Origin of the sequence: Enterobacter cloacae complex sp. 342H5, from assembly GCF_050030905.1 — a bacterium.
Taxonomy (GTDB): Bacteria; Pseudomonadota; Gammaproteobacteria; order Enterobacterales; family Enterobacteriaceae; genus Enterobacter; species Enterobacter intestinihominis.
This window is the reverse complement of sequence record NZ_JBLGVB010000001.1, coordinates 3,132,788-3,153,189: the sequence shown is the minus strand read 5'-3', so window position 1 is coordinate 3,153,189 and position 20,402 is coordinate 3,132,788. Positions and strand designations below refer to the sequence as shown.

The window sequence follows — 20,402 nt, the reverse complement described above, 5'->3', positions numbered from 1 at the left end:
GAAAAATCAGTATAGGTGCTTGTTGTAAATCGTGAGTTTTCATCAAGTGACAGCGAGGCAAAGAGATTATATGTTGAGTGAAAACCGATCAGCCGATGAGGATGTTATGAGCCAGCCTGTAATAACGTTGTGGTCCGATGCGAACTTTTTTTCTCCTTATGTCATGAGCGTTTATGTGGCGCTGGCAGAAAAGGGGCTAACTTTTAGTCTGAAAACCGTTGACCTGGACAGCGGCGAACATCTGAAGCCTCAGTGGCAGGGCTACGCGCTCACCCGCCGTGTTCCTGTGCTGGAGATTGACGGTTTTGAGTTGAGTGAATCCTCAGCGATTGACGAGTACCTTGAAGACCGCTTTGCCCCACCAGAGTGGGAACGCATCTATCCTCACGATCTGCAAAAGCGCGCCCGCGCCCGCCAGATCCAGGCGTGGCTGCGTAGCGACCTGGTGCCGATTCGCACAGAACGCTCCACGGACGTGGTGTTCGCTGGCGTCAAAAAGCCCGCCCTCAGCGAGGAAGGCTTATCCAGCGCCCGGAAGCTGATTGATACCGCGTCATCGCTGCTGTCACAGGGTAACCCAAACCTGTTTGGCGAGTGGTGTATTGCCGACACCGATCTGGCGCTGATGCTCAATCGCCTTATCCTCAACGGCGATGACGTCCCACAGCTACTGGTGGATTACGCCACATTCCAGTGGCAACGCGCGTCGGTACAGCGCTATCTGGCACTCTCTGCTAAGCGCGCGGGCTGATAAGACGGGGCGCTTGAGGTATGATAGGGGCAGTCTGAATTCCCGAGGAGTAACTGATGAAACTGATGTTTGCGTCGGATATTCATGGATCGCTGCCCGCGACCGAACGCGTGTTATCTCTGTTTGCCCAAAGCGGGGCGCAATGGCTGGTGATCCTGGGCGATGTGTTAAACCACGGCCCACGCAATGCGTTGCCGGAAGGGTATGCTCCCGCGCAGGTGGCGGAAAAACTTAATCATTTTGCCTCGCGCATTATCGCCGTTCGCGGCAACTGCGACAGCGAAGTTGACCAGATGCTGCTGCAATTTCCCATCACCGCTCCCTGGCAACAGGTGTTGATGGAAAACAGCCGTTTGTTCCTGACCCACGGGCACCTGTTCGGCCCGGATAACCTGCCGTCACTCGCCGCTGGCGATGTCCTGGTTTATGGTCATACTCATATTCCGGTGGCGGAAAAACGCGGGGCGTTTTACCACTTTAACCCCGGGTCTGTCAGCATTCCTAAAGGCGGTAACCCGGCAAGCTACGGCATGTATGAAGACGGGACATTAAGCGTTATCGCACTTAATGATCAGCAAGTTATTGCGCAGATAGCGATTAATCCGTAAGTTACACCACAACTGCAAACGCGCCGAAAGAGCGCTTAGACGAGAAGGTTTCCCGATGGTGGAGCAGAATCATTTGGCAAGTACTGAGTGGGTTGACATTGTCAGCGAAGAGAATGAAGTGATCGCGCAGGCCAGCCGCGAACAAATGCGTGCGGAGCGTCTGCGTCACCGCGCGACTTACATCGTTGTTCATGACGGCATGGGCAAGATTCTGGTCCAGCGTCGCACTGACACCAAAGATTTTCTTCCTGGTATGCTGGATGCCACAGCGGGTGGCGTCGTGCAGGCCGATGAAATAATGCTGGATTCCGCGCGTCGTGAAGCGGAAGAAGAGTTAGGTATCGCTGGCGTGCCGTTTGCCGAGCACGGACAGTTTTATTTCGAAGATGAGCATTGTCGCGTCTGGGGCGGGCTGTTTAGCTGCGTTTCCCACGGACCTTTCGCCTTGCAGGAAGAGGAAGTGAGCGAAGTGTGCTGGATGACGCCGGAAGAGATCACCGCGCGTTGCGACGAATTCACGCCGGATTCCCTTAAAGCACTGGCGCTGTGGATGACCCGCAACGCCAAAAACGAATCCGCTAAACCGGAAAATAAGGCGGAAAAAGAGGAAGAGGCTGAGTAAGCCTTAACAGCTTTCCCGCAGACACAGGCTGGACGCGATGGGTTTATGGTCGCGCCAGTCTCCGTCATTCAGACGTTCCAGTAACGCTTTCCCGGCTTCAATCCCAATCTTGCGATGCGGTACTGCCATCGTCGTCAGCGGCGGCTGACAGACGCGGCTGACGTCGCTGTCGCCAAAGCCCACGACCGCTAAATCGTCCGGCACCTTGATGCGCCGACGCTGGCACTCATACAGCGCGCCGCAGGCCAGTTCATCTGACACGCACACCAGCGCATCCAGCTCCGGCCACGCCAGCAGGAACTCTGGCAATTGTGCCGCACCGGTGGAGAAGTTCGGCGGCATGGCGGCATTAATCACTCTATTTGGCGCCAGGTGGTGGCGCAGCATCGCCTTGTACCAGCCCTGCAAATGTTGCTGAAAAATCCACTGCTCCTGGTTAGCGCACAGCAGGCCAATATTCTGGTAGCCGCGCTGAATCACCATTTCGGTAAGTTCATACATGGCGGCGACGTTATCAATCCCGATATTCATATCAATAGGATCGGCACGCATTGCACCCATTTCCATCACCGGGATAGAGGCGTTTTTTAGCCAGTGTCGCACGGTATCGGAGTGCTCGACGCTGAGCAGTATCGCCGCGGCGATGTTCGAAGCCAGCAGCGTTTCAAGCAATTTTTCTTCCTGTTCAAGACGATGCTGAGATTCCGCCAGCATGATCTGATATCCGGCTGGCTGGAGCACCTGCTGTAGCCCGGCGAACATCTCGGAACAGCCAGCTTCGGAAAGATTGGGTACAACCATCGCAATCGTCCATGACGATGCCGATGCCAGTGCGCTGGCGGCAAGATTGGGCATGTAACCCAGCTCCTGCACCGCGGCTTCAATTTTTTCACGCAGTTTATCGGAAACCTGTTCGGGCGTGCGGAGGGCACGGGAAACAGTCATCGTGCCTACGCCGGCAAGCTGCGCGACATCTGCGAGCGTTACTTTTCCGGTACTGCGCCGTTTTCGGGTTAAAGACATACATCTTCCTGCTGACAGGACGCGATTTAGTTTCATCCTTCATTTTACGTGACAGGCAGTATACGCCTTAAATCCCTTTTTTTGCTGTGATTTCGCACCAGGATAGCAATTTGATAGCGCTATCACAGTTCTGCATGTTAGTCGTTGGTAGCGCTATCTTTGTGATCGCGATCGCAGTCATTAATTGATGGGTTGAATAGAGTTTGCCCATGTCTGGTCTTTAGCGGGAGTGAAAAATGCTCAAAAAGTGGATATATGATACAACCATCATCCTACAGGATAGCGTTGAAAGCTGGCCCCAGGCGCTGGAACTGTGCGCGAAACCGCTGCTGAATTTGCAGGTCATTGCGCCGGAATATGTCACGGCTATCATTGAGCAGCATCACAGGTTAGGTCCCTACTATGTGCTGGCTCCAGGACTGGCAATGCCACATGCGCGACCGGAAGAAGGAGCGAAAGGACTTGGCCTGTCATTATTAAAACTGAAACAGGGCGTCTCTTTTGGTGCCGGTGAGTTTGACCCCGTCGATGTGATTGTGATGCTGGCGGCGCCGGACAAGCATAGCCATATCGAAATGATCTCTGCCTTAGCGGAATTATTTTCCAGCGACGAAGATATGGCTGAATTACATCGGGCGAATACGCTGGAGGAGATAAAAACCATCATCAATCGCTTCTGATTTAATTATTTAATCCGATTCATCTCAACATTACGCGTCAGCGTGATGGGGCGTACTCTACTTAAAAAAGGGGATAACAATGAAAATCATGGCTATTTGCGGCTCCGGCCTGGGCAGCAGTTTTATGGTCGAAATGAATATTAAAAAGGTGCTCAAAAAACTGGAAATTGAGGCAGAGGTTGAACACTCCGATCTCTCCTCGGCCACGCCAGGCGCGGCGGACCTGTTTGTAATGGCGAAAGACATTGCCGCCAGCGCCAGCGTGCCGGAAAGCCAGCTGGTGGTGATCAACAATATTATCGATATCAACGAACTCGAAGCGCAGCTGCGCGCCTGGTTCGAAAGACAATAATCCTGAAAAGGCGAGGTGGATATGTTTATCCTTGAAACGCTGAATTTCGTTGTTGATATTTTAAAAGTCCCTTCAGTCCTGGTCGGGTTAATTGCCCTGATTGGTCTGGTGGCGCAGAAAAAAGCCTTTTCAGATGTGGTAAAAGGCACAATTAAAACCATTCTCGGCTTTATTGTACTGGGCGGCGGCGCAACCGTGCTGGTGGGCTCTTTAAATCCGCTCGGTGGTATGTTTGAGCACGCCTTTAATATTCAGGGCATTATTCCCAACAATGAAGCTATTGTGTCAATTGCCCTGGAAAAATATGGTGCCTCCACCGCGCTCATTATGGCTTTCGGGATGGTGGCGAATATTATTGTCGCGCGCTTTACCCGCCTGAAGTACATCTTCCTGACCGGGCATCACACCTTCTACATGGCGTGCATGATTGGCGTGATCCTGACGGTCGCAGGCTTCGAAGGGGTAGGGCTGGTCTTCACCGGTTCGTTGATCCTCGGCCTGATTATGGCCTTCTTCCCGGCGATTGCGCAGCGCTATATGAAGCGTATTACCGGCAACGATGAGATTGCCTTCGGTCATTTCGGCACGCTGGGCTACGTGCTGTCCGGCTGGATTGGCAGCAAGGTCGGTAAAGGCTCGCGCTCCACCGAAGAGATGAACCTGCCGAAGAACCTCAGCTTCCTGCGCGACAGTTCGATCTCCATCTCACTGACCATGATGATTATCTACCTGATTATGGCGGTGAGCGCCGGGCGTGAGTACGTGGAGGCCACCTTCAGCGGCGGCCAGAACTACCTGGTGTACGCCATCATTATGGCCATCACCTTCGCGGCAGGCGTGTTTATCATCTTGCAGGGCGTGCGCCTGATTCTGGCAGAAATTGTCCCGGCCTTTACCGGCTTCTCGGAAAAACTGGTGCCCAATGCGCGACCTGCGCTGGACTGCCCGGTGGTCTACCCGTATGCGCCAAACGCGGTGCTGATTGGCTTCCTGTTCAGCTTCCTCGGCGGGATTGTAGGCTTGTTCATTTGCGGTCAGTTTAGCTGGGTGCTGATCCTGCCGGGCGTCGTGCCGCATTTCTTCACCGGTGCAACGGCGGGCGTGTTTGGGAACGCCACCGGCGGACGTCGCGGGGCGATGATTGGCGCCTTTGCTAACGGCCTGCTGATCACCTTCCTGCCGGTCCTGCTGCTGCCTGTTCTGGGCGCGATTGGCTTTGCGAATACGACCTTCTCGGACGCCGACTTTGGCGCCGTCGGGATTGTGCTCGGCAACCTGGCGCGCTTCCTGTCGCCGCTTGCCATCACCGGACTGGTTGTTGTGTTGTTTGCGCTGCTGGTGGCCTACAACGTCTTCGCTAAAAACAAACCTGCCAGCGGTAACGCGCAGGAAAACCCCGGAGCCAAATCATGAATGAAAATGAAATAACCGAACTGGCGCGTCAGATCCGCCTTGAGACGCTGAAATCCCTGACGCAGCTGGGTTTTGGTCACTACGGCGGCAGCATGTCAGTCGTTGAAACACTGGCCGTTCTGTACGGCGCGGTAATGAAAATTGACCCGGCCGATCCGGACTGGCCAGAGCGCGATTACTTTGTGCTGTCGAAGGGACATGCGGGCCCGGCGCTGTACAGCACGCTGGCGATTAAGGGCTACATCCCGATTGAAGAGCTGAGCACGCTAAACCAGAACGGAACGCGTCTGCCAAGCCACCCGGATCGCCTGAAAACACGCGGCGTGGATGCCACCACCGGATCGCTGGGTCAGGGGATCTCCATTGCAGGCGGCATGGCGCTGTCGCACAAGCTGGCAGAAAGGCCAAACCGGGTGTTTTGCATCGTTGGCGACGGGGAGCTGAACGAAGGGCAGTGCTGGGAAGCCTTCCAGTTTATTGCTCACCATCGACTGAACAATCTGACGGTGTTCGTGGACTGGAACAAACAGCAGCTCGACGGCGAGCTGGACGAAATCATCAGCGCCTTCGATCTGGAAGGCAAATTCCGGGCCTTTGGTTTTGACGTGGTGATGGTGAAGGGGGATGACATTCCGGCGCTGCTGGAGGTGACCGTACCGATCCCTGCGGCCGATGCGCGTCCGCGGGTGGTGATCCTCGACAGCATCAAAGGGCAAGGGGTGCCATACCTGGAACAGCTCAGCAACTCGCATCACCTGCGATTAACTGAGGAGAGCAAAGCAGCGCTCAACGAGACGATTCGCCAACTGGAGGCTTCACATGATTAAGGTTGCACCGACAGGACAGAAAGATGCCGTTGAGATGCGTAAGGTCTATGCGGGTTTTGTGGCAAAACAGATTGAGGCCGGGAGCGAGATTATTGCGCTCGAAGCGGATCTGATGAGCTCGATGGCGATGGACGGCGTAGCGCGTGATTATCCACAGCACGTCATCAACTGCGGCATTATGGAGGCTAACGTGATTGGGACGGCCGCCGGGCTGTCGCTCACCGGACGTAAGCCGTTCGTCCATACCTTTACCGCCTTTGCCAGCCGTCGCTGCTTCGACCAGCTGTTTATGTCCCTGGACTACCAGCGCAATAACGTGAAGGTGATTGCCTCGGATGCGGGCGTGACGGCCTGCCACAACGGCGGGACGCATATGTCGTTTGAGGATATGGGCATCGTGCGCGGTCTGGCGCATTCAGTGGTGCTGGAGGTGACCGATGCGGTGATGTTCGAAGATGTGCTGCGTCAGCTTATCGACCTGGAAGGCTTCTACTGGGTGCGGACCATCCGTAAACAGGCGCCGAGCGTCTATGCCCCGGGGTCAACCTTCACCATCGGCAAGGGCAACGTGCTGCGCGAGGGAACCGATATTACCCTGATTGCTAACGGCATTATGGTGGCGGAAGCGCTGGAGGCGGCGCGCCAGCTGGAGCAGGAGGGGGTAAGCGCAGCGGTCATCGACATGTTTACCCTGAAGCCCATCGATCGGATGCTGGTGAAAAATTATGCCGAGAAAACCAGGCGTATTGTGACCTGCGAAAACCACAGCATTCACAACGGGCTGGGGTCGGCGGTGGCGGAAGTGCTGGTGGAAACCTGTCCGGTGCCGATGCGGCGGGTTGGGGTGAAGGAGCGTTACGGTCAGGTAGGCACGCAGGACTTCCTGCAGAAGGAGTATGGCCTGACGGCACATGACATTGTGTCGGCGGCACGAGAGTTGCTGTAATAAAAAAGGCGACCGTTGAATGGTCGCCTTTTTTTGCCGGATGGCGCTTCGCTTATCCGGCCTACAAAACCCTGGGCCCGGTAAGCGCTAGCGCCACCGGGCTTTTTAGCTTACTGCTGCTGCGAAGACTGAATCGCCGTCAGCGCGATGGTGTAGACGATATCGTCAACCAGCGCACCACGAGACAGGTCGTTCACAGGCTTGCGCATACCTTGCAGCATTGGCCCGATGGAGATCAGGTCTGCTGAACGCTGTACCGCTTTATAGGTGGTGTTACCGGTGTTCAGATCCGGGAAGATGAACACGGTAGCGCGACCTGCAACCGGCGAGTTAGGCGCTTTAGATTTCGCAACGTCAGCCATTACCGCGGCATCGTACTGGAGCGGGCCGTCGATCATCAGATCCGGACGTTTTTCCTGCGCAATGCGGGTCGCTTCACGGACTTTCTCTACGTCGCTGCCTGCACCAGAGGTACCGGTGGAGTAGGAGAGCATCGCGACGCGCGGTTCGATACCGAAGGCAGTCGCGGAGTCCGCAGACTGGATTGCGATTTCTGCCAGCTGCTCTGCGGTTGGGTCCGGGTTGATCGCGCAGTCGCCATAAACGTAAACCTGTTCAGGCAGCAGCATGAAGAACACGGAGGAGACCAGAGAGCTGCCCGGTGCGGTTTTGATCAGCTGCAACGGTGGACGGATGGTGTTCGCGGTGGTGTGAACCGCACCGGAAACCAGGCCGTCAACTTCGTCCTGCTCCAGCATCAGCGTACCCAGCACGACGTTGTCTTCCAGCTGCTCGCGCGCAACGGCTTCGGTCATGCCCTTGTTCTTACGCAGCTCAACCAGGCGGGCAACGTAGCTTTCGCGAACCACTTCCGGGTCAACGATCTCAATGCCAGCGCCCAGCTCAACGCCCTGAGACGCCGCAACGCGGTTGATCTCATCCGGGTTACCCAGCAGCACACAGGTCGCGATACCGCGCTCTGCACAGATGGCCGCCGCTTTAACGGTACGTGGTTCGTCACCTTCTGGCAGAACCACGCGTTTGCCCGCTTTACGCGCCAGCTCGGTCAGCTGGTAACGGAAGGCTGGAGGAGACAGACGACGGCTGCGCTCGGACGTCGCCGTCAGGGATTCGATCCAGTCTGCGTTGATGTAGCCCGCAACGTATTCCTGAACTTTCTCGATACGCTCGTGGTCATCAACCGGCACTTCGAGGTTGAAGCTTTGCAGGCTCAGGGAGGTCTGCCAGGTGTTGGTGTTCACCATGAAGACTGGCAGGCCAGTGGCAAACGCACGTTCGCACAGCTTGCTGACGCGCGGGTCCATCTCGTAGGCACCGGTCAGCAGGATCGCACCGATTTCCACGCCGTTCATCGCAGCCAGGCACGCTGCAACCAGCACGTCTGGACGGTCAGCAGAGGTCACCAGCAGGGAACCTGCGCGGAAGTGTTCCAGCATGTGCGGAATGCTGCGCGCGCAGAAGGTCACGGACTTCACGCGGCGGGTGTTGATATCGCCTTCGTTAACGATGGTGGCATTCAGGTGACGCGCCATATCGATTGCACGGGTGGCAATCAGATCGAAGCTCCATGGCACCGCACCCAGCACCGGCAGTGGGCTGGAATCCTGCAGCTTAGCCGGGTCAACTTTGATGACTTTCGCTTTGGAAGAGTCGTCGAAGATTTCGGACAGGTCAGGACGCGTACGGCCCTGCTCATCTACTGGCGCGTTCAGCTTGTTAACAATCACGCCGGTGATGCTGGTGTTTTTCGCACCGCCGAAGCTGCTGCGCGTCAGTTCGATACGCTCTTTCAGCTGCTCTGGGGTGTCCGTGCCCTGAGACATCACGAAAACAATCTCTGCGTTCAGGGTTTTCGCGATTTCAAAGTTCAGAGACTGGGCAAACTGGTGTTTACGGGTCGGGACCAGGCCTTCAACCAGCACCACTTCAGCGTCCTGCGCGTTTGCGTGGTAGTTGGCGATGATCTCTTCCATCAGCACGTCTTTCTGGTTGCTGGAGAGCAGAGATTCAACGTGGCTCATCTTCAGCGGTTCAGCCGCTGGCAGATTGGAGTTCTTACGAACGATGGAGGTGGTCTGGTCTGGCGCATCGCCACCGGCACGTGGCTGGGCGATAGGCTTAAAGACGCTCAGACGAACGCCTTTGCGTTCCATAGCGCGGATCACGCCGAGGCTGACGCTGGTCAGGCCGACGCTGGTTCCGGTAGGGATCAGCATAATAGTACGGGACACGGTTTATCCTCTTTCGTTACCGCCGCGTTGGGCGGGCTACAAAACAGCACCGCCAGCATTGCTGGCGGTGTGGAATCAGGCAGTCAGGCGGCACGCGTCTTGCGCGATGACCAGCTCTTCGTTAGTTGGGATAACGATAGCCGGGCGGGTGCCTTCTTTGTTGATGAAGCCAGACTTGCCGAAGCGGGCAGCCAGGTTACGCTCGTGATCGACTTCGAAGCCCAGTACGCCCAGTTTGCCCAGGGACAGCTCACGTACCATTGCCGCGTTCTCACCGATGCCGCCGGTGAAGATAACCGCGTCCAGACGACCGTCCATCAGCGCGGTGTAAGAACCGATGTACTTCGCCAGACGGTGGCAGTAAACGTCCATTGCACGTTTAGCGTCAGCTTTTTCTGCGTAGTTGTCTTCAACGTAACGGCAGTCGCTGGTGACTTCGGTCAGACCCAGCAGGCCAGACTCTTTGGTCAGCATTTTGTTGATGTCGTCAACGCTCATGCCCAGGGTGTCGTGCAGGTGGAAGATGATCGCCGGGTCGATATCACCGGAACGGGTACCCATCACCAGACCTTCCAGCGGGGTCAGACCCATAGAGGTATCAACACACTTACCGTTGCGGATTGCAGAAACAGAACCACCGTTGCCCAGGTGGCAGGTGATGATGTTGACTTCTTCAACCGGCTTGTTCAGTACTTTTGCGGCTTCCTGAGTCACATAGAAGTGGCTGGTGCCGTGTGCGCCGTAGCGACGTACGCCGTGCTCTTTGTACAGGCTGTATGGCAGGGCATAGAGGTAAGACTCTTCCGGCATGGTCTGATGGAACGCGGTGTCAAACACGGCCACGTTTTTATCTTTCAGATTCGGGAAGGATTTCAGTGCTTCAGCGATACCGATCAGGTGAGCCGGGTTATGCAGCGGTGCGAAAGACGCAGAGTCTTTGATGCCCTGAATCACAGAGTCGTCGATTACCACGGAGCTGGTGTATTTTTCGCCGCCGTGGACGATACGGTGACCAATCGCAGTCAGCTGAGCAGACAGTTCTGGTTTTTGTGCCAGAATAGTGTTAACGATAAAGTTCAGCGCTTCACTGTGAGCGGCGCCTGCACCTAAAGCCGCTTCTTGTTTGCTGCCGTCCATCTTCCACTTGATACGTGCTTCAGGCAGATGGAAACATTCGGCCAAACCAGAGAGGTACTCATCACCGTTGAGCGCATCGATGATGGCGAATTTCAGTGAAGAGCTACCGCAGTTCAGAACCAGTACTAACTTACTCGACATGGAAGTACCTATAATTGATACGTGGCTAAAAAAACGTCAATGAGTCTAAAGCGTAACGCATGCTGACTCAGACATTTATGATTAACATCATGCCAAACGAACATTCTGGCAGGATGGAAGAAATACCTATGATTTTAAGCCATTTTGAACATTTTTCAGACAATGGCATAATATGCGATAATTTGACGAGTTAACGCTTCTCGTCTACGGCCTATCAGGCTGGCACAGGATACCCGATACGGGGTAGCGATGACAAAATATTTTGAACGTTGTCATAGCCTGTTGTGGTTTTGCACGAAAATTTTAATTTTTATATGTGAAGTTGAGGTACAGCCATGTCAACACCTGAAATCCCGTCCGTGAACTTTTTTAGTCTGTTTCGTCGGGGACAGCATTACGCAAAGACATGGCCGATGGAAAAGCGCCTCGCGCCCATGTTTATTGAAAATCGCACTATTCGCGCCACGCGCTATGCGATTCGCTTTATGCCCCCGATCGCCGTCTTTACTCTTTGCTGGCAAATTGCGCTGGGTGGACAGCTTGGACCTGCCGTCGCGACGGCGCTCTTTGCGTTAAGCCTGCCGATGCAGGGATTGTGGTGGTTAGGTAAACGTTCCGTCACGCCACTTCCGCCTTCTATTTTACACTGGTTTTATGAAGTGCGTGGAAAACTGGAGGAGGCCGGCCAGGCGCTCGCCCCGGTTGAAGGCAAGCCGGATTATCAGGCGCTGGCGGACACCCTCAAGCGCGCGTTTAAACAGCTTGATAAAACATTCCTCGATGACTTGTGATTGATCATCGAAACGACGACCAAAAGAAGGCACAGTAACAATCAGTTACCGTGTCTTTTTTTACAGTGCAATGCGCTACAGGAGTCGAAAGATGGAAATGACCCATGCTCAACGTCTGATTTTGTCTAACCAGTACAAGATGATGACTATGCTTGATCCCGATAACGCTGCGCGCTACAGCCGCCTGCAAACCATTGTTGAACGTGGTTTTGGCTTGCAGATGCGCGAACTGGATCGCGAATTTGGCGAACTGAAAGAGGAAACCTGCCGTATCGTTATCGACATCATGGAGATGTACCATGCGCTGCATGTGTCCTGGACCAATCTGAAAGACCAGCAGTCCATTGACGAGCGCCGCGTAACGTTCCTGGGCTTTGATGCCGCGACAGAAGCGCGCTATCTGAGCTATGTGCGCTTTATGGTGAACACCGAAGGGCGCTACACTCATTTTGATGCGGGTACGCACGGCTTCAACGCCCAGACCCCAATGTGGGATAAGTATCAACGTATGCTGAGCGCGTGGCACGCCTGTCCGCGTCAGTACCATTTAAGCAGCAACGAAATTCAACAAATCATTAATGCCTGACGGAGGTGCGTGTGCAGTGTAAAGGTTTTCTGTTTGATCTGGACGGTACGCTGGTGGATTCGCTGCCGGTAGTGGAGCGTTCCTGGTGTCATTGGGCCGACAGGCACGGCATTGACCATCAGGATGTACTGAATTTCATCCATGGCAAACAGGCCATTACCTCATTGCGGCACTTCCTGGCGGGACGTCCTGAGGAAGAGATTCAGGCGGAGTTCAAATATCTGGAGCAGATTGAAGCTACCGACACTGAGGGCATCACCGCGCTGCCCGGTGCGCGCGAATTGCTTGAGCATCTGAATGAAGCGCAGATCCCGTGGGCTATCGTCACCTCCGGCTCGGTTCCTGTCGCGCATGCCCGCCATAAGGCGGCCGGTTTACCGACGCCGGACGTCTTCATTACCGCTGAGCGCGTAAAGCGCGGCAAGCCCGAACCGGATGCGTTTCTGCTCGGCGCTGAACTGCTCGGCTTTGCGCCAGCGGAGTGCGTGGTGGTGGAAGACGCGGCGGCAGGCGTGCTGGCCGGGCTGAACGCCGGAAGCCACGTCATTGCCGTTAACGTCCCGGCGGGGTCCCCCCGGCTGGAGGAGGCGGATTTTGTGCTTAATACTCTGACCGCCATCGACGTCTCGAAGGCATCAGACGGCGTTGTAACCGTCTCGCTAAAAATGTAATCCCATGATATAGCCCCGCATTACCGGGGCTTTTTTATGGGAGAATTGCTTCTCCTCCACTGACAAGGACATGTTGTGAACGGTGAACTGATTTGGGTCCTGAGCCTGCTGTTACTCGCCATCATTCTTTTTGCCACGGGCAAGGTGCGCATGGATGCCGTCGCCCTGTTTGTGATTGTCGCGTTCGTTCTGAGCGGTACCCTTTCCCTGCCGGAAGCCTTTTCCGGGTTTAGCGATCCCAACGTTATTTTGATTGCCGCCCTGTTTATTATTGGCGACGGGCTGGTACGCACCGGCGTGGCGACAATGATGGGGTCGTGGCTGGTTAAAGTGGCGGGCAGCAGCGAAACCAAAATGCTGATTTACCTGATGCTGACGGTCGCCGGACTGGGTGCGTTTATGAGCTCGACGGGCGTCGTGGCCATCTTTATCCCGGTTGTGCTGAGCGTCTGCATGAGGATGCAGATCTCCCCGTCGCGGCTGATGATGCCGTTGAGCTTTGCCGGGCTCATCAGCGGCATGATGACGCTGGTCGCGACCCCGCCGAACCTCGTCGTAAACAGCGAACTGATCCGTGAGGGGCTTGAGGGGTTTAGCTTTTTCAGCGTCACGCCGATCGGGCTGGTTGTACTGGTGATGGGCATTATCTATATGCTGTTGACCCGTTTCGCGCTGAAAGGGGAGAAGCAGGACAAAGCCAAAGAGGGCTGGAAGCGGCGAACTTTTCGCGATTTGATCAAAGAGTACCGTCTGACCGGGCGCGCCCGTCGGCTGGCTATCCGCCCCGGTTCGCCGATGATAGGCCAGCGGCTGGACGACCTTAAGCTACGCGAACGCTATGGCGCGAACGTCATCGGGGTTGAGCGCTGGCGTCGTTTTCGTCGGGTAATCGTTAACGTGAATGGGGTGTCAGAGTTTCGCGCGCGTGACGTCCTGCTGATTGATATGTCCACCGCGGACGTGGATCTGCGAGAGTTTTGTAGCGAGCAGCTGCTGGAGCCGATGGTGCTGCGCGGCGAGTATTTCTCCGACCGGGCGTTGGATGTGGGTATGGCCGAGGTGTCGCTGATCCCGGAATCGGAGTTATTGGGCAAAACCGTGCGCGAAATCGGCTTTCGTACCCGCTATGGCCTCAACGTAGTGGGCCTGAAGCGCGATGGCGTAGCCCTTGAAGGGGCGGTGGTGGATGAGCCGATCCTGCTGGGGGATATCTTCCTCGTGGTCGGCAACTGGAAACTGATTAGCCAGCTCGGGCAGAAAGGCCGCGATTTTGTGGTGCTGAATATGCCGATTGAAGAGAGCGACGCGTCACCGGCGCACAGCCAGGCGCCCCATGCGATTTTTTGCCTGGTGTTGATGGTCGCGTTGATGCTGACGGACGAGATCCCTAACCCGGTGGCGGCGATAATCGCCTGTCTGTTAATGGGCAAATTCCGCTGTATCGACGCCGAAAGCGCTTACAAAGCGATTCACTGGCCAAGCATCATTCTCATCGTTGGGATGATGCCCTTCGCCCTGGCGCTACAGAAAACCGGCGGGGTGGATTTGATCGTAAAAGGCTTAATGGACGCGGGCGGGGGATATGGTCCGTACCTGATGATGGTTTGCCTGTTCGTCATGTGCGCCACCATTGGTTTGTTCATCTCCAATACCGCAACGGCGGTGCTGATGGCGCCTATTGCGCTGGCGATGGCAAAATCGATGGGCGTTTCGCCCTATCCGTTTGCGATGGTGGTAGCGATGGCGGCGTCCGCGGCATTTATGACGCCGGTATCTTCCCCGGTCAATACCCTGGTGCTGGGGCCGGGAAACTATCGATTCAGCGATTTTGTAAAGCTGGGCGTGCCGTTCACCGTGCTGGTGATGCTGGTATGCGTGGTGCTGATTCCGGTGTTATTCCCGTTCTGAGAACATCGCCGGGTGGCGGCTACGCCTTACCCGGCCTACGTGATTCGTAGGCCCTGCAAGCGCAGCGCCGCTGGGCGAAAAACTACAGCGGTGAATCCTGACTGATCTCATCCAGCGACAAATGGAAGCTCGGCACAAACACCTGCATAAAGTAATCCATCTCTTCGCTACGGCGGGAGTCGAGCGTTTTCTCCAGGCGCGTTTTCGCCAGCAGGAACTCGTTATTCCCCGCGGATAACTCTTCCAGACATTTCAGGTAGGCGCACAGCGCATCGGCCTGCTTAACCAGGGATTTCTCCTCTTCCGTATACTGATGCTCGTCGATCAGCGGCCCGAAGATATCACGCAGCTCATCAGGCACCATATCGATCAGCTTCTGCTGGGCAATCTTCTCAATGGCCTTATATTCCTGGGCAATCTGCGAGTTGAAATATTTCACCGGCGTAGGCAGATCCCCGGTCAGCACTTCCGATGCATCGTGGTACAACGCCAGCAGGGCGATACGTTCGGCATTAACCTGCCCGTTGAATTTGCGGTTTTTAATCGCGGCCAGCGCATGAGCGACCATGGCAACCTGCAAACTGTGCTCAGACACATTTTCAGTGCGCACGTTGCGCATCAGCGGCCAGCGGTTGATGAGTTTCAGGCGGGAGAGGTGGGCAAAGAAATGACTCTGACTCATAGGTTACCTTATGTCTTCACTGCGACGGACTTCATTGTGCGGGGAGGGGAGGGAAGATGCAAATTTGCAGATGTTACAGGCCGGGTAAGCGCAGCGCCACCCGGCGGAAAGTCAGCGTTACTGATGGTACCCCGAGAGGAATCGCCCGAAGCGGCTGATGGCCATTTCGAGATCGTCTTCGCGTGGCAGGGTTACAATACGCACGTGATCCGGCCACGGCCAGTTAAACGCCGTCCCCTGAACCAGCAGCACTTTTTCCTGCAACAGGAAGTCGAGCACCATTTTCTGGTCGTCGTGAATATTGAAGCGCTTCGCGTCGATTTTCGGGAACATATACAGCGCGCCGTTAGGCTTCACGCAGGAGACGCCCGGAATATCATTAATTAATTCCCATGCACGGTTGCGCTGTTCATAGAGGCGGCCGCCTGGAACGATAAACTCGCTGATGCTTTGATAGCCCCCGAGTGCTGTCTGGATCGCATGTTGCGCCGGTACGTTGGCGCACAGACGCATGGATGCCAGCATCTCCAGCCCTTCAATGTAGCCTTTCGCATGTTTTTTCGGACCGTTCAGTACCATCCAGCCCTGACGGAAACCGGCAACGCGGTAAGTTTTAGACAGTCCGTTAAAGGTGACCGTCAGCAGATCGGGCGCCAGCGCGGCGATAGAGTGGTGCTGCGCCGCGTCGTACAGGATCTTGTCGTAAATCTCGTCGGCAAAGATGATCAGGTTGTGCAGGCGGGCGATCTCGACGATCTCCATCAGCAGCTCTTTTGAATAGACCGCGCCCGTCGGGTTATTCGGGTTAATGATCACGATTCCCCGGGTGCGCGGTGTTATTTTGGCGCGAATGTCATCCAGATCCGGGAACCAGTCCGACGATTCATCGCAAAGATAGTGCACCGCTTTACCGCTGGAGAGCGATACCGCAGCCGTCCACAGCGGATAGTCTGGAGCGGGAACCAGCATTTCATCGCCGCTGTTCAGGAGCGCCTGCATCGCCTGAACGATCAGCTCCGAGACACCGTTGCCAATGTAGATATCTTCAACGGTGACGTCGCGCATACCGCGAGCCTGATAGTGCTGCATGATGGCTTTACGGGCGGAGTAGAGCCCTTTTGAATCGCAGTAGCCTTGTGCAGTGGGCAGGTTACGGATCACATCCACCAGGATCTCATCCGGCGCTTCAAAACCAAATGGCGCGGGGTTGCCGATGTTGAGTTTCAGAACCTTATTGCCTTCCTCTTCAAGGCGTTTTGCCTCTTTGAGTACCGGGCCACGGATGTCGTAACAGACGTTGTCGAGCTTGCTGGATTTTTCGATAGGGGACATGAACCTTTAACCTTTTCGCTATTATTGCAACTTCCTGCCGTGGAAGCAGCACGGAACAATGTACTCCCACCGCGCTTCGTTTTGAAGGGCGCACAGAAGAAGATTTTGTCCAACCAGGCAGCACTGCTGTGATTGCTTAATCTAATGATGGAGTGATTTTGCGCCTGAAATTACCGTGAAAACGCTTATTGTTGGGTTTTTTATGCTGAAAGTTTCACATAAATATTAATATTATTCTGATTTAAATAAAAAGACGATCCGGGCTGAAGCGTTAGTCCCCCTGAGTGACCATTCGTAAAACCTGAATGCTGAGATACAGTTTGCTCTATTAGCAAAGCCAGGTTAAAAGTTACTCATGTGAAATTAATGTTAAGTGTTATTAATGAATGGCCTGAATCTAAATTAAACTTTATTTATTATTAACGACGAAAATGCAACTTTCGTTAATTTTAATAAAAAGAGTGTAGTTGCTTATCATTGGCGTTAAATCCGTTATATTGCAATAAGACTTATAAATATAGTGGATTTGGGTTAAGATGTGTTTTGGGAATGCAGCGTAGCGATAGGCCTGTTACGTATATCAGCTTCTGCCTTCCTGTATTAATCGATTGTTATTGTTAAAGTAATCTCTGGCTGATTGGGTAAGTCACATCTTGCTACGCTGGCAACGCCGCGATATAGATGGCAGAAAACATGTCTTACTCTTAATGGAATTTACATCTACCTTCAGATAACGAAATATCCTGAACGCAAGAGAATAAAAATAACGTCATGAAACGTGATTTCTGACTGTTGATATACCAAAGTACAATAACTATCTGTCAGGCAGTCTGCCGGGCCGGGACGCGAGGGAAACTCTTCAGAAGGAATTGCTTAACTGTTACACACAGCTTCAACCCGGGCAGCTCCGCACGAGCAACCTGAAAGTGAAAAGATATGATAAATGCAAATCGTCCGATAATGAATCTCGACCTCGATCTGCTGAGAACGTTTGTTGCGGTCGCCGATCTCAACACTTTTGCAGCAGCTGCTGCCGCCGTTTGCCGTACCCAGTCCGCCGTGAGTCAGCAAATGCAGCGGCTGGAACAACTGGTTGGTAAAGAGCTTTTTGCGCGTCATGGACGTAATAAGCTTTTAACAGAACATGGTATTCAGCTTCTGGGTTATGCCAGAAAGATACTGCGCTTTAATGATGAAGCCTGTATGTCATTAATGTTTAGCAACCTTCAGGGAGTGTTAACATTAGGGGCGTCAGATGAATCAGCAGATACCATTTTGCCCTTCCTTCTCAACCGAATTAGCTCGGTTTATCCGAAGCTTGCCCTGGACGTTAGCGTTAAACGCAATGCCTTCATGGTTGAGATGCTGAAAGAAAACGAGGTTGACCTGGTGGTCACCACGCATCGACCTGGCCAGTATGACTGCCTGACGCTGCGTACTTCTCCTACGCACTGGTACTGTGCCGCGGAGTACGTATTGCAAAAAGGTGAGCCAATACCCCTGGTCCTGCTGGACGATCCTAGTCCGTTCCGCGATATGGTGCTGACTGCGCTCAACGAAGCCAGTATTCCGTGGCGCCTGGCGTACGTTGCGTCAACGTTGCCTGCGGTACGAGCGGCAGTGAAGGCCGGACTTGGCGTAACAGCCCGTCCGGTGGAGATGATGAGCCCCGATCTGCGTGTGCTGGGTCAATCTGAGGGACTCCCGTCGTTGCCGGATACGGAGTACCTGCTGTGCCATAATTCCGCCAGCAATAACGAGCTAGCGAAAGTGGTATTCGAGGCAATGGAAAACTACCACAATCCATGGCAGTACGCGCCTGTTACTCCGGAAGGAGGGGATGACTCCCTGATTGTGGAAAGGGATTTTGAGTGATCATTCCCCCAAAATTCTCGTAACAAAATGTAAGTGCAAAAAAGAGCCACTCGCATGATTTTTTCCTGCGAGTGGTTTTTTTTGCTATTCATAACCGCGAACGGAGCAGGGTTAAAGCAAATACCGCTTATTTATCAATGCAGAAAATGCTTTTGGTTAAGTTGTAAACGATACCTCTTCTAACTTGCCTAATACCCCGCCGATGTTAAAAAAACAGGAAATATGTTGCTGTTTTTTTGATTGAATTAACAAAAGCGTGTCTCAGATCAAGAAAATACTCCCATTTGGGGGGAGGAATCGTTGGCAAATCCTGTCAAAATAGGAGGGTTATTTTTTTTACTTCCAAAACGGACACGATTCAACAAGATGCATTTGACGTAAAGTCATGTACCCACCAGGGTTAAAGGGCACCAAATGTTAATGAGAATCGCACGTTGTAATTTAATGTGAAGAAACCTTTGTTAAAGTTGACAAAAGGTTATAGAAAGGAGTAAAAAAACCCATCATTTTGCTGTCTATGTCTCATTTCTGACAGTTAGTGTAAGGTTATTTTGTTCCTCCCCATGAATCGATGTGATGCCCATCTGCCAGCAAGAGCAGTGTCGTCGGTATCACTTTTGATGAGTAAGCAATGAGTATGTCAACATCCACAGAAGTCATCGCTCATCACTGGGCATTCGCAATCTTTCTTATTGTAGCCATTGGCCTGTGCTGCCTGATGTTAGTCGGCGGCTGGTTCCTGGGCGGTCGCGCCCGCGCAAGGCACAAGAACACACCTTTCGAATCAGGTATTGATTCAGTAGGTACCGCTCGCTTACGCCTGTCTGCCAAGTTCTACCTGGTAGCCATGTTCTTCGTCATTTTCGACGTGGAAGCGCTTTACCTCTTCGCGTGGTCTACCTCCATTCGCGAAAGTGGTTGGGTGGGCTTTGTCGAGGCCGCAATTTTCATTTTAGTGTTACTGGCCGGTCTGGTTTATCTGGTGCGTATTGGCGCGCTGGACTGGACACCTGTGCGTTCACGCCGTGAACACATCAACCCGGAAAACAGTATCTCTAATCGTCAGCAGTAACAGCGAGGCAATAAGATGGATTATACGCTCACCCGCATAGATCCTAACGGTGAGAATGACCGTTACCCCCTGCAAAAACAGGAGATCGTAACCGACCCCCTGGAGCAAGAAGTCAACAAAAGCGTGTACATGGGCAAACTCGAACATGCCATGCACGATATGGTCAACTGGGGTCGTAAGAACTCCATCTGGCCATACAACTTTGGCCTTTCTTGCTGCTACGTTGAAATGGTGACGTCATTCACTGCGGTGCATGACGTTGCGCGTTTTGGGGCCGAGGTACTGCGTGCTTCTCCACGTCAGGCTGACCTGATGGTGGTGGCCGGGACCTGCTTTACCAAGATGGCACCGGTTATTCAGCGTCTTTATGACCAGATGCTGGAGCCAAAATGGGTAATCTCCATGGGCGCATGTGCAAACTCCGGCGGTATGTACGACATTTATTCCGTTGTGCAGGGCGTTGATAAGTTCATTCCGGTGGATGTGTACATCCCGGGCTGCCCGCCGCGTCCAGAGGCCTATATGCAGGCGCTGATGCTGCTGCAGGAGTCAATCGGTAAAGAACGCCGTCCGCTCTCCTGGGTTGTTGGCGATCAAGGTGTCTATCGCGCGAACATGCAGTCTGAGCGCGAGCGTAAACGTGGTGAACGTATTGCCGTCACCAACCTGCGTACGCCTGACGAAATTTAATTTGCGCCTGTGGGCCTGGAGAACACCTTCGCATATCACTACT

General features: G+C 54.0%; 20 protein-coding genes. 15 read left to right on the top strand and 5 right to left on the bottom strand.

Annotated elements, in window-relative coordinates; genetic code table 11:
- The first annotated feature begins 106 nt into the window (after positions 1-106).
- Genes yfcF through yfcD form a run of 3 tightly spaced genes read left to right on the top strand, consistent with a single transcriptional unit; the run spans position 107 to position 1,981 of the window.
- Entirely contained in the window at positions 107-751 is a 645-nt protein-coding gene (gene yfcF / locus ACQG03_RS14995) for a glutathione transferase (protein ID WP_023300634.1), read from the top strand.
- 56 nt (positions 752-807) lie between these two features.
- On the top strand, positions 808-1,359 hold the full coding sequence (yfcE, locus tag ACQG03_RS14990) for a phosphodiesterase (protein ID WP_023300633.1): 552 nt from the start codon (positions 808-810) through the stop codon (positions 1,357-1,359).
- 55 nt (positions 1,360-1,414) lie between these two features.
- Entirely contained in the window at positions 1,415-1,981 is a 567-nt protein-coding gene (yfcD, locus tag ACQG03_RS14985) for an NUDIX hydrolase YfcD (protein WP_063163611.1), read from the top strand.
- A 3-nt stretch (positions 1,982-1,984) separates the two neighbouring features.
- On the opposite strand, the gene ACQG03_RS14980 is transcribed toward yfcD, so the two are convergent.
- Positions 1,985-3,004, bottom strand: coding sequence for a LacI family DNA-binding transcriptional regulator (locus ACQG03_RS14980; RefSeq protein ID WP_003861441.1), 1,020 nt, complete (start codon positions 3,002-3,004; stop codon positions 1,985-1,987).
- 236 nt (positions 3,005-3,240) lie between these two features.
- On the opposite strand from ACQG03_RS14980, the gene ACQG03_RS14975 reads away from it, so the two are divergent.
- The 5 genes from ACQG03_RS14975 to ACQG03_RS14955 all read left to right on the top strand — a co-directional run bounded on the left by ACQG03_RS14975 (position 3,241) and on the right by ACQG03_RS14955 (position 7,222).
- Complete coding sequence (locus ACQG03_RS14975) at positions 3,241-3,684, top strand: PTS sugar transporter subunit IIA (protein ID WP_023306641.1); 444 nt, start codon at positions 3,241-3,243, stop codon at positions 3,682-3,684.
- Between the two features lie 79 nt (positions 3,685-3,763).
- A complete protein-coding gene (locus tag ACQG03_RS14970; protein WP_003861447.1) occupies positions 3,764-4,036 on the top strand; it encodes a PTS sugar transporter subunit IIB in 273 nt (90 codons plus the stop codon).
- Positions 4,037-4,057: 21 nt separating this feature from the next.
- A complete protein-coding gene (locus ACQG03_RS14965) occupies positions 4,058-5,449 on the top strand; it encodes a PTS ascorbate transporter subunit IIC (protein WP_017383437.1) in 1,392 nt (463 codons plus the stop codon).
- Positions 5,446-6,276 carry a transketolase gene (locus tag ACQG03_RS14960; RefSeq protein ID WP_063163612.1) on the top strand — a complete coding sequence of 277 codons (831 nt, stop codon included), beginning with the start codon at positions 5,446-5,448 and terminating at the stop codon, positions 6,274-6,276. The genes ACQG03_RS14965 and ACQG03_RS14960 overlap by 4 nt, the downstream gene beginning before the upstream one ends.
- On the top strand, positions 6,269-7,222 hold the full coding sequence (locus tag ACQG03_RS14955) for a transketolase family protein (protein ID WP_038416451.1): 954 nt from the start codon (positions 6,269-6,271) through the stop codon (positions 7,220-7,222). Before ACQG03_RS14960 ends, ACQG03_RS14955 begins: the two co-directional genes overlap by 8 nt.
- Positions 7,223-7,332: 110 nt before the next feature.
- Here ACQG03_RS14955 and pta read toward each other — a convergent pair whose 3' ends face one another.
- Positions 7,333-9,474 (bottom strand): phosphate acetyltransferase, encoded by a 2,142-nt coding sequence (pta, locus tag ACQG03_RS14950; RefSeq protein ID WP_022648836.1) that lies wholly within the window; start codon positions 9,472-9,474, stop codon positions 7,333-7,335.
- 75 nt (positions 9,475-9,549) lie between these two features.
- On the bottom strand, positions 9,550-10,752 hold the full coding sequence (gene ackA, locus ACQG03_RS14945) for an acetate kinase (protein WP_022648835.1): 1,203 nt from the start codon (positions 10,750-10,752) through the stop codon (positions 9,550-9,552).
- Positions 10,753-11,087: 335 nt separating this feature from the next.
- Here ackA and yfbV point away from each other — a divergent pair, with 335 nt between their 5' ends.
- From yfbV to ACQG03_RS14925, 4 genes are all read left to right on the top strand, one after another.
- Positions 11,088-11,543: a terminus macrodomain insulation protein YfbV gene (yfbV, locus tag ACQG03_RS14940; RefSeq protein WP_003861459.1), complete on the top strand. Its 456-nt coding sequence runs from the start codon at positions 11,088-11,090 to the stop codon at positions 11,541-11,543.
- A 91-nt stretch (positions 11,544-11,634) separates the two neighbouring features.
- The gene (locus ACQG03_RS14935) at positions 11,635-12,129 is read left to right on the top strand and encodes a YfbU family protein (RefSeq protein WP_008502874.1); all 495 of its coding nucleotides are present in this window, start codon (positions 11,635-11,637) and stop codon (positions 12,127-12,129) included.
- An 11-nt stretch (positions 12,130-12,140) separates the two neighbouring features.
- Entirely contained in the window at positions 12,141-12,800 is a 660-nt protein-coding gene (locus tag ACQG03_RS14930; protein ID WP_063163613.1) for a sugar phosphatase, read from the top strand.
- A gap of 75 nt (positions 12,801-12,875) precedes the next feature.
- Positions 12,876-14,708: an SLC13 family permease gene (locus ACQG03_RS14925; RefSeq protein ID WP_063163614.1), complete on the top strand. Its 1,833-nt coding sequence runs from the start codon at positions 12,876-12,878 to the stop codon at positions 14,706-14,708.
- Positions 14,709-14,790: 82 nt separating this feature from the next.
- Here ACQG03_RS14925 and yfbR read toward each other — a convergent pair whose 3' ends face one another.
- A complete protein-coding gene (yfbR, locus tag ACQG03_RS14920) occupies positions 14,791-15,390 on the bottom strand; it encodes a 5'-deoxynucleotidase (RefSeq protein WP_022648832.1) in 600 nt (199 codons plus the stop codon).
- A 117-nt stretch (positions 15,391-15,507) separates the two neighbouring features.
- A complete protein-coding gene (gene alaA, locus ACQG03_RS14915) occupies positions 15,508-16,722 on the bottom strand; it encodes an alanine transaminase AlaA (RefSeq protein ID WP_022648831.1) in 1,215 nt (404 codons plus the stop codon).
- Positions 16,723-17,658: 936 nt separating this feature from the next.
- Here alaA and lrhA point away from each other — a divergent pair.
- From lrhA to nuoB, 3 genes are all read left to right on the top strand, one after another.
- A complete protein-coding gene (lrhA, locus tag ACQG03_RS14910) occupies positions 17,659-18,597 on the top strand; it encodes a transcriptional regulator LrhA (RefSeq protein ID WP_058677682.1) in 939 nt (312 codons plus the stop codon).
- Between the two features lie 631 nt (positions 18,598-19,228).
- Entirely contained in the window at positions 19,229-19,669 is a 441-nt protein-coding gene (gene nuoA / locus ACQG03_RS14905) for an NADH-quinone oxidoreductase subunit NuoA (RefSeq protein ID WP_003861475.1), read from the top strand.
- 15 nt (positions 19,670-19,684) lie between these two features.
- Positions 19,685-20,359: an NADH-quinone oxidoreductase subunit NuoB gene (nuoB, locus tag ACQG03_RS14900; RefSeq protein WP_003861482.1), complete on the top strand. Its 675-nt coding sequence runs from the start codon at positions 19,685-19,687 to the stop codon at positions 20,357-20,359.
- Positions 20,360-20,402 lie beyond the last annotated feature (43 nt).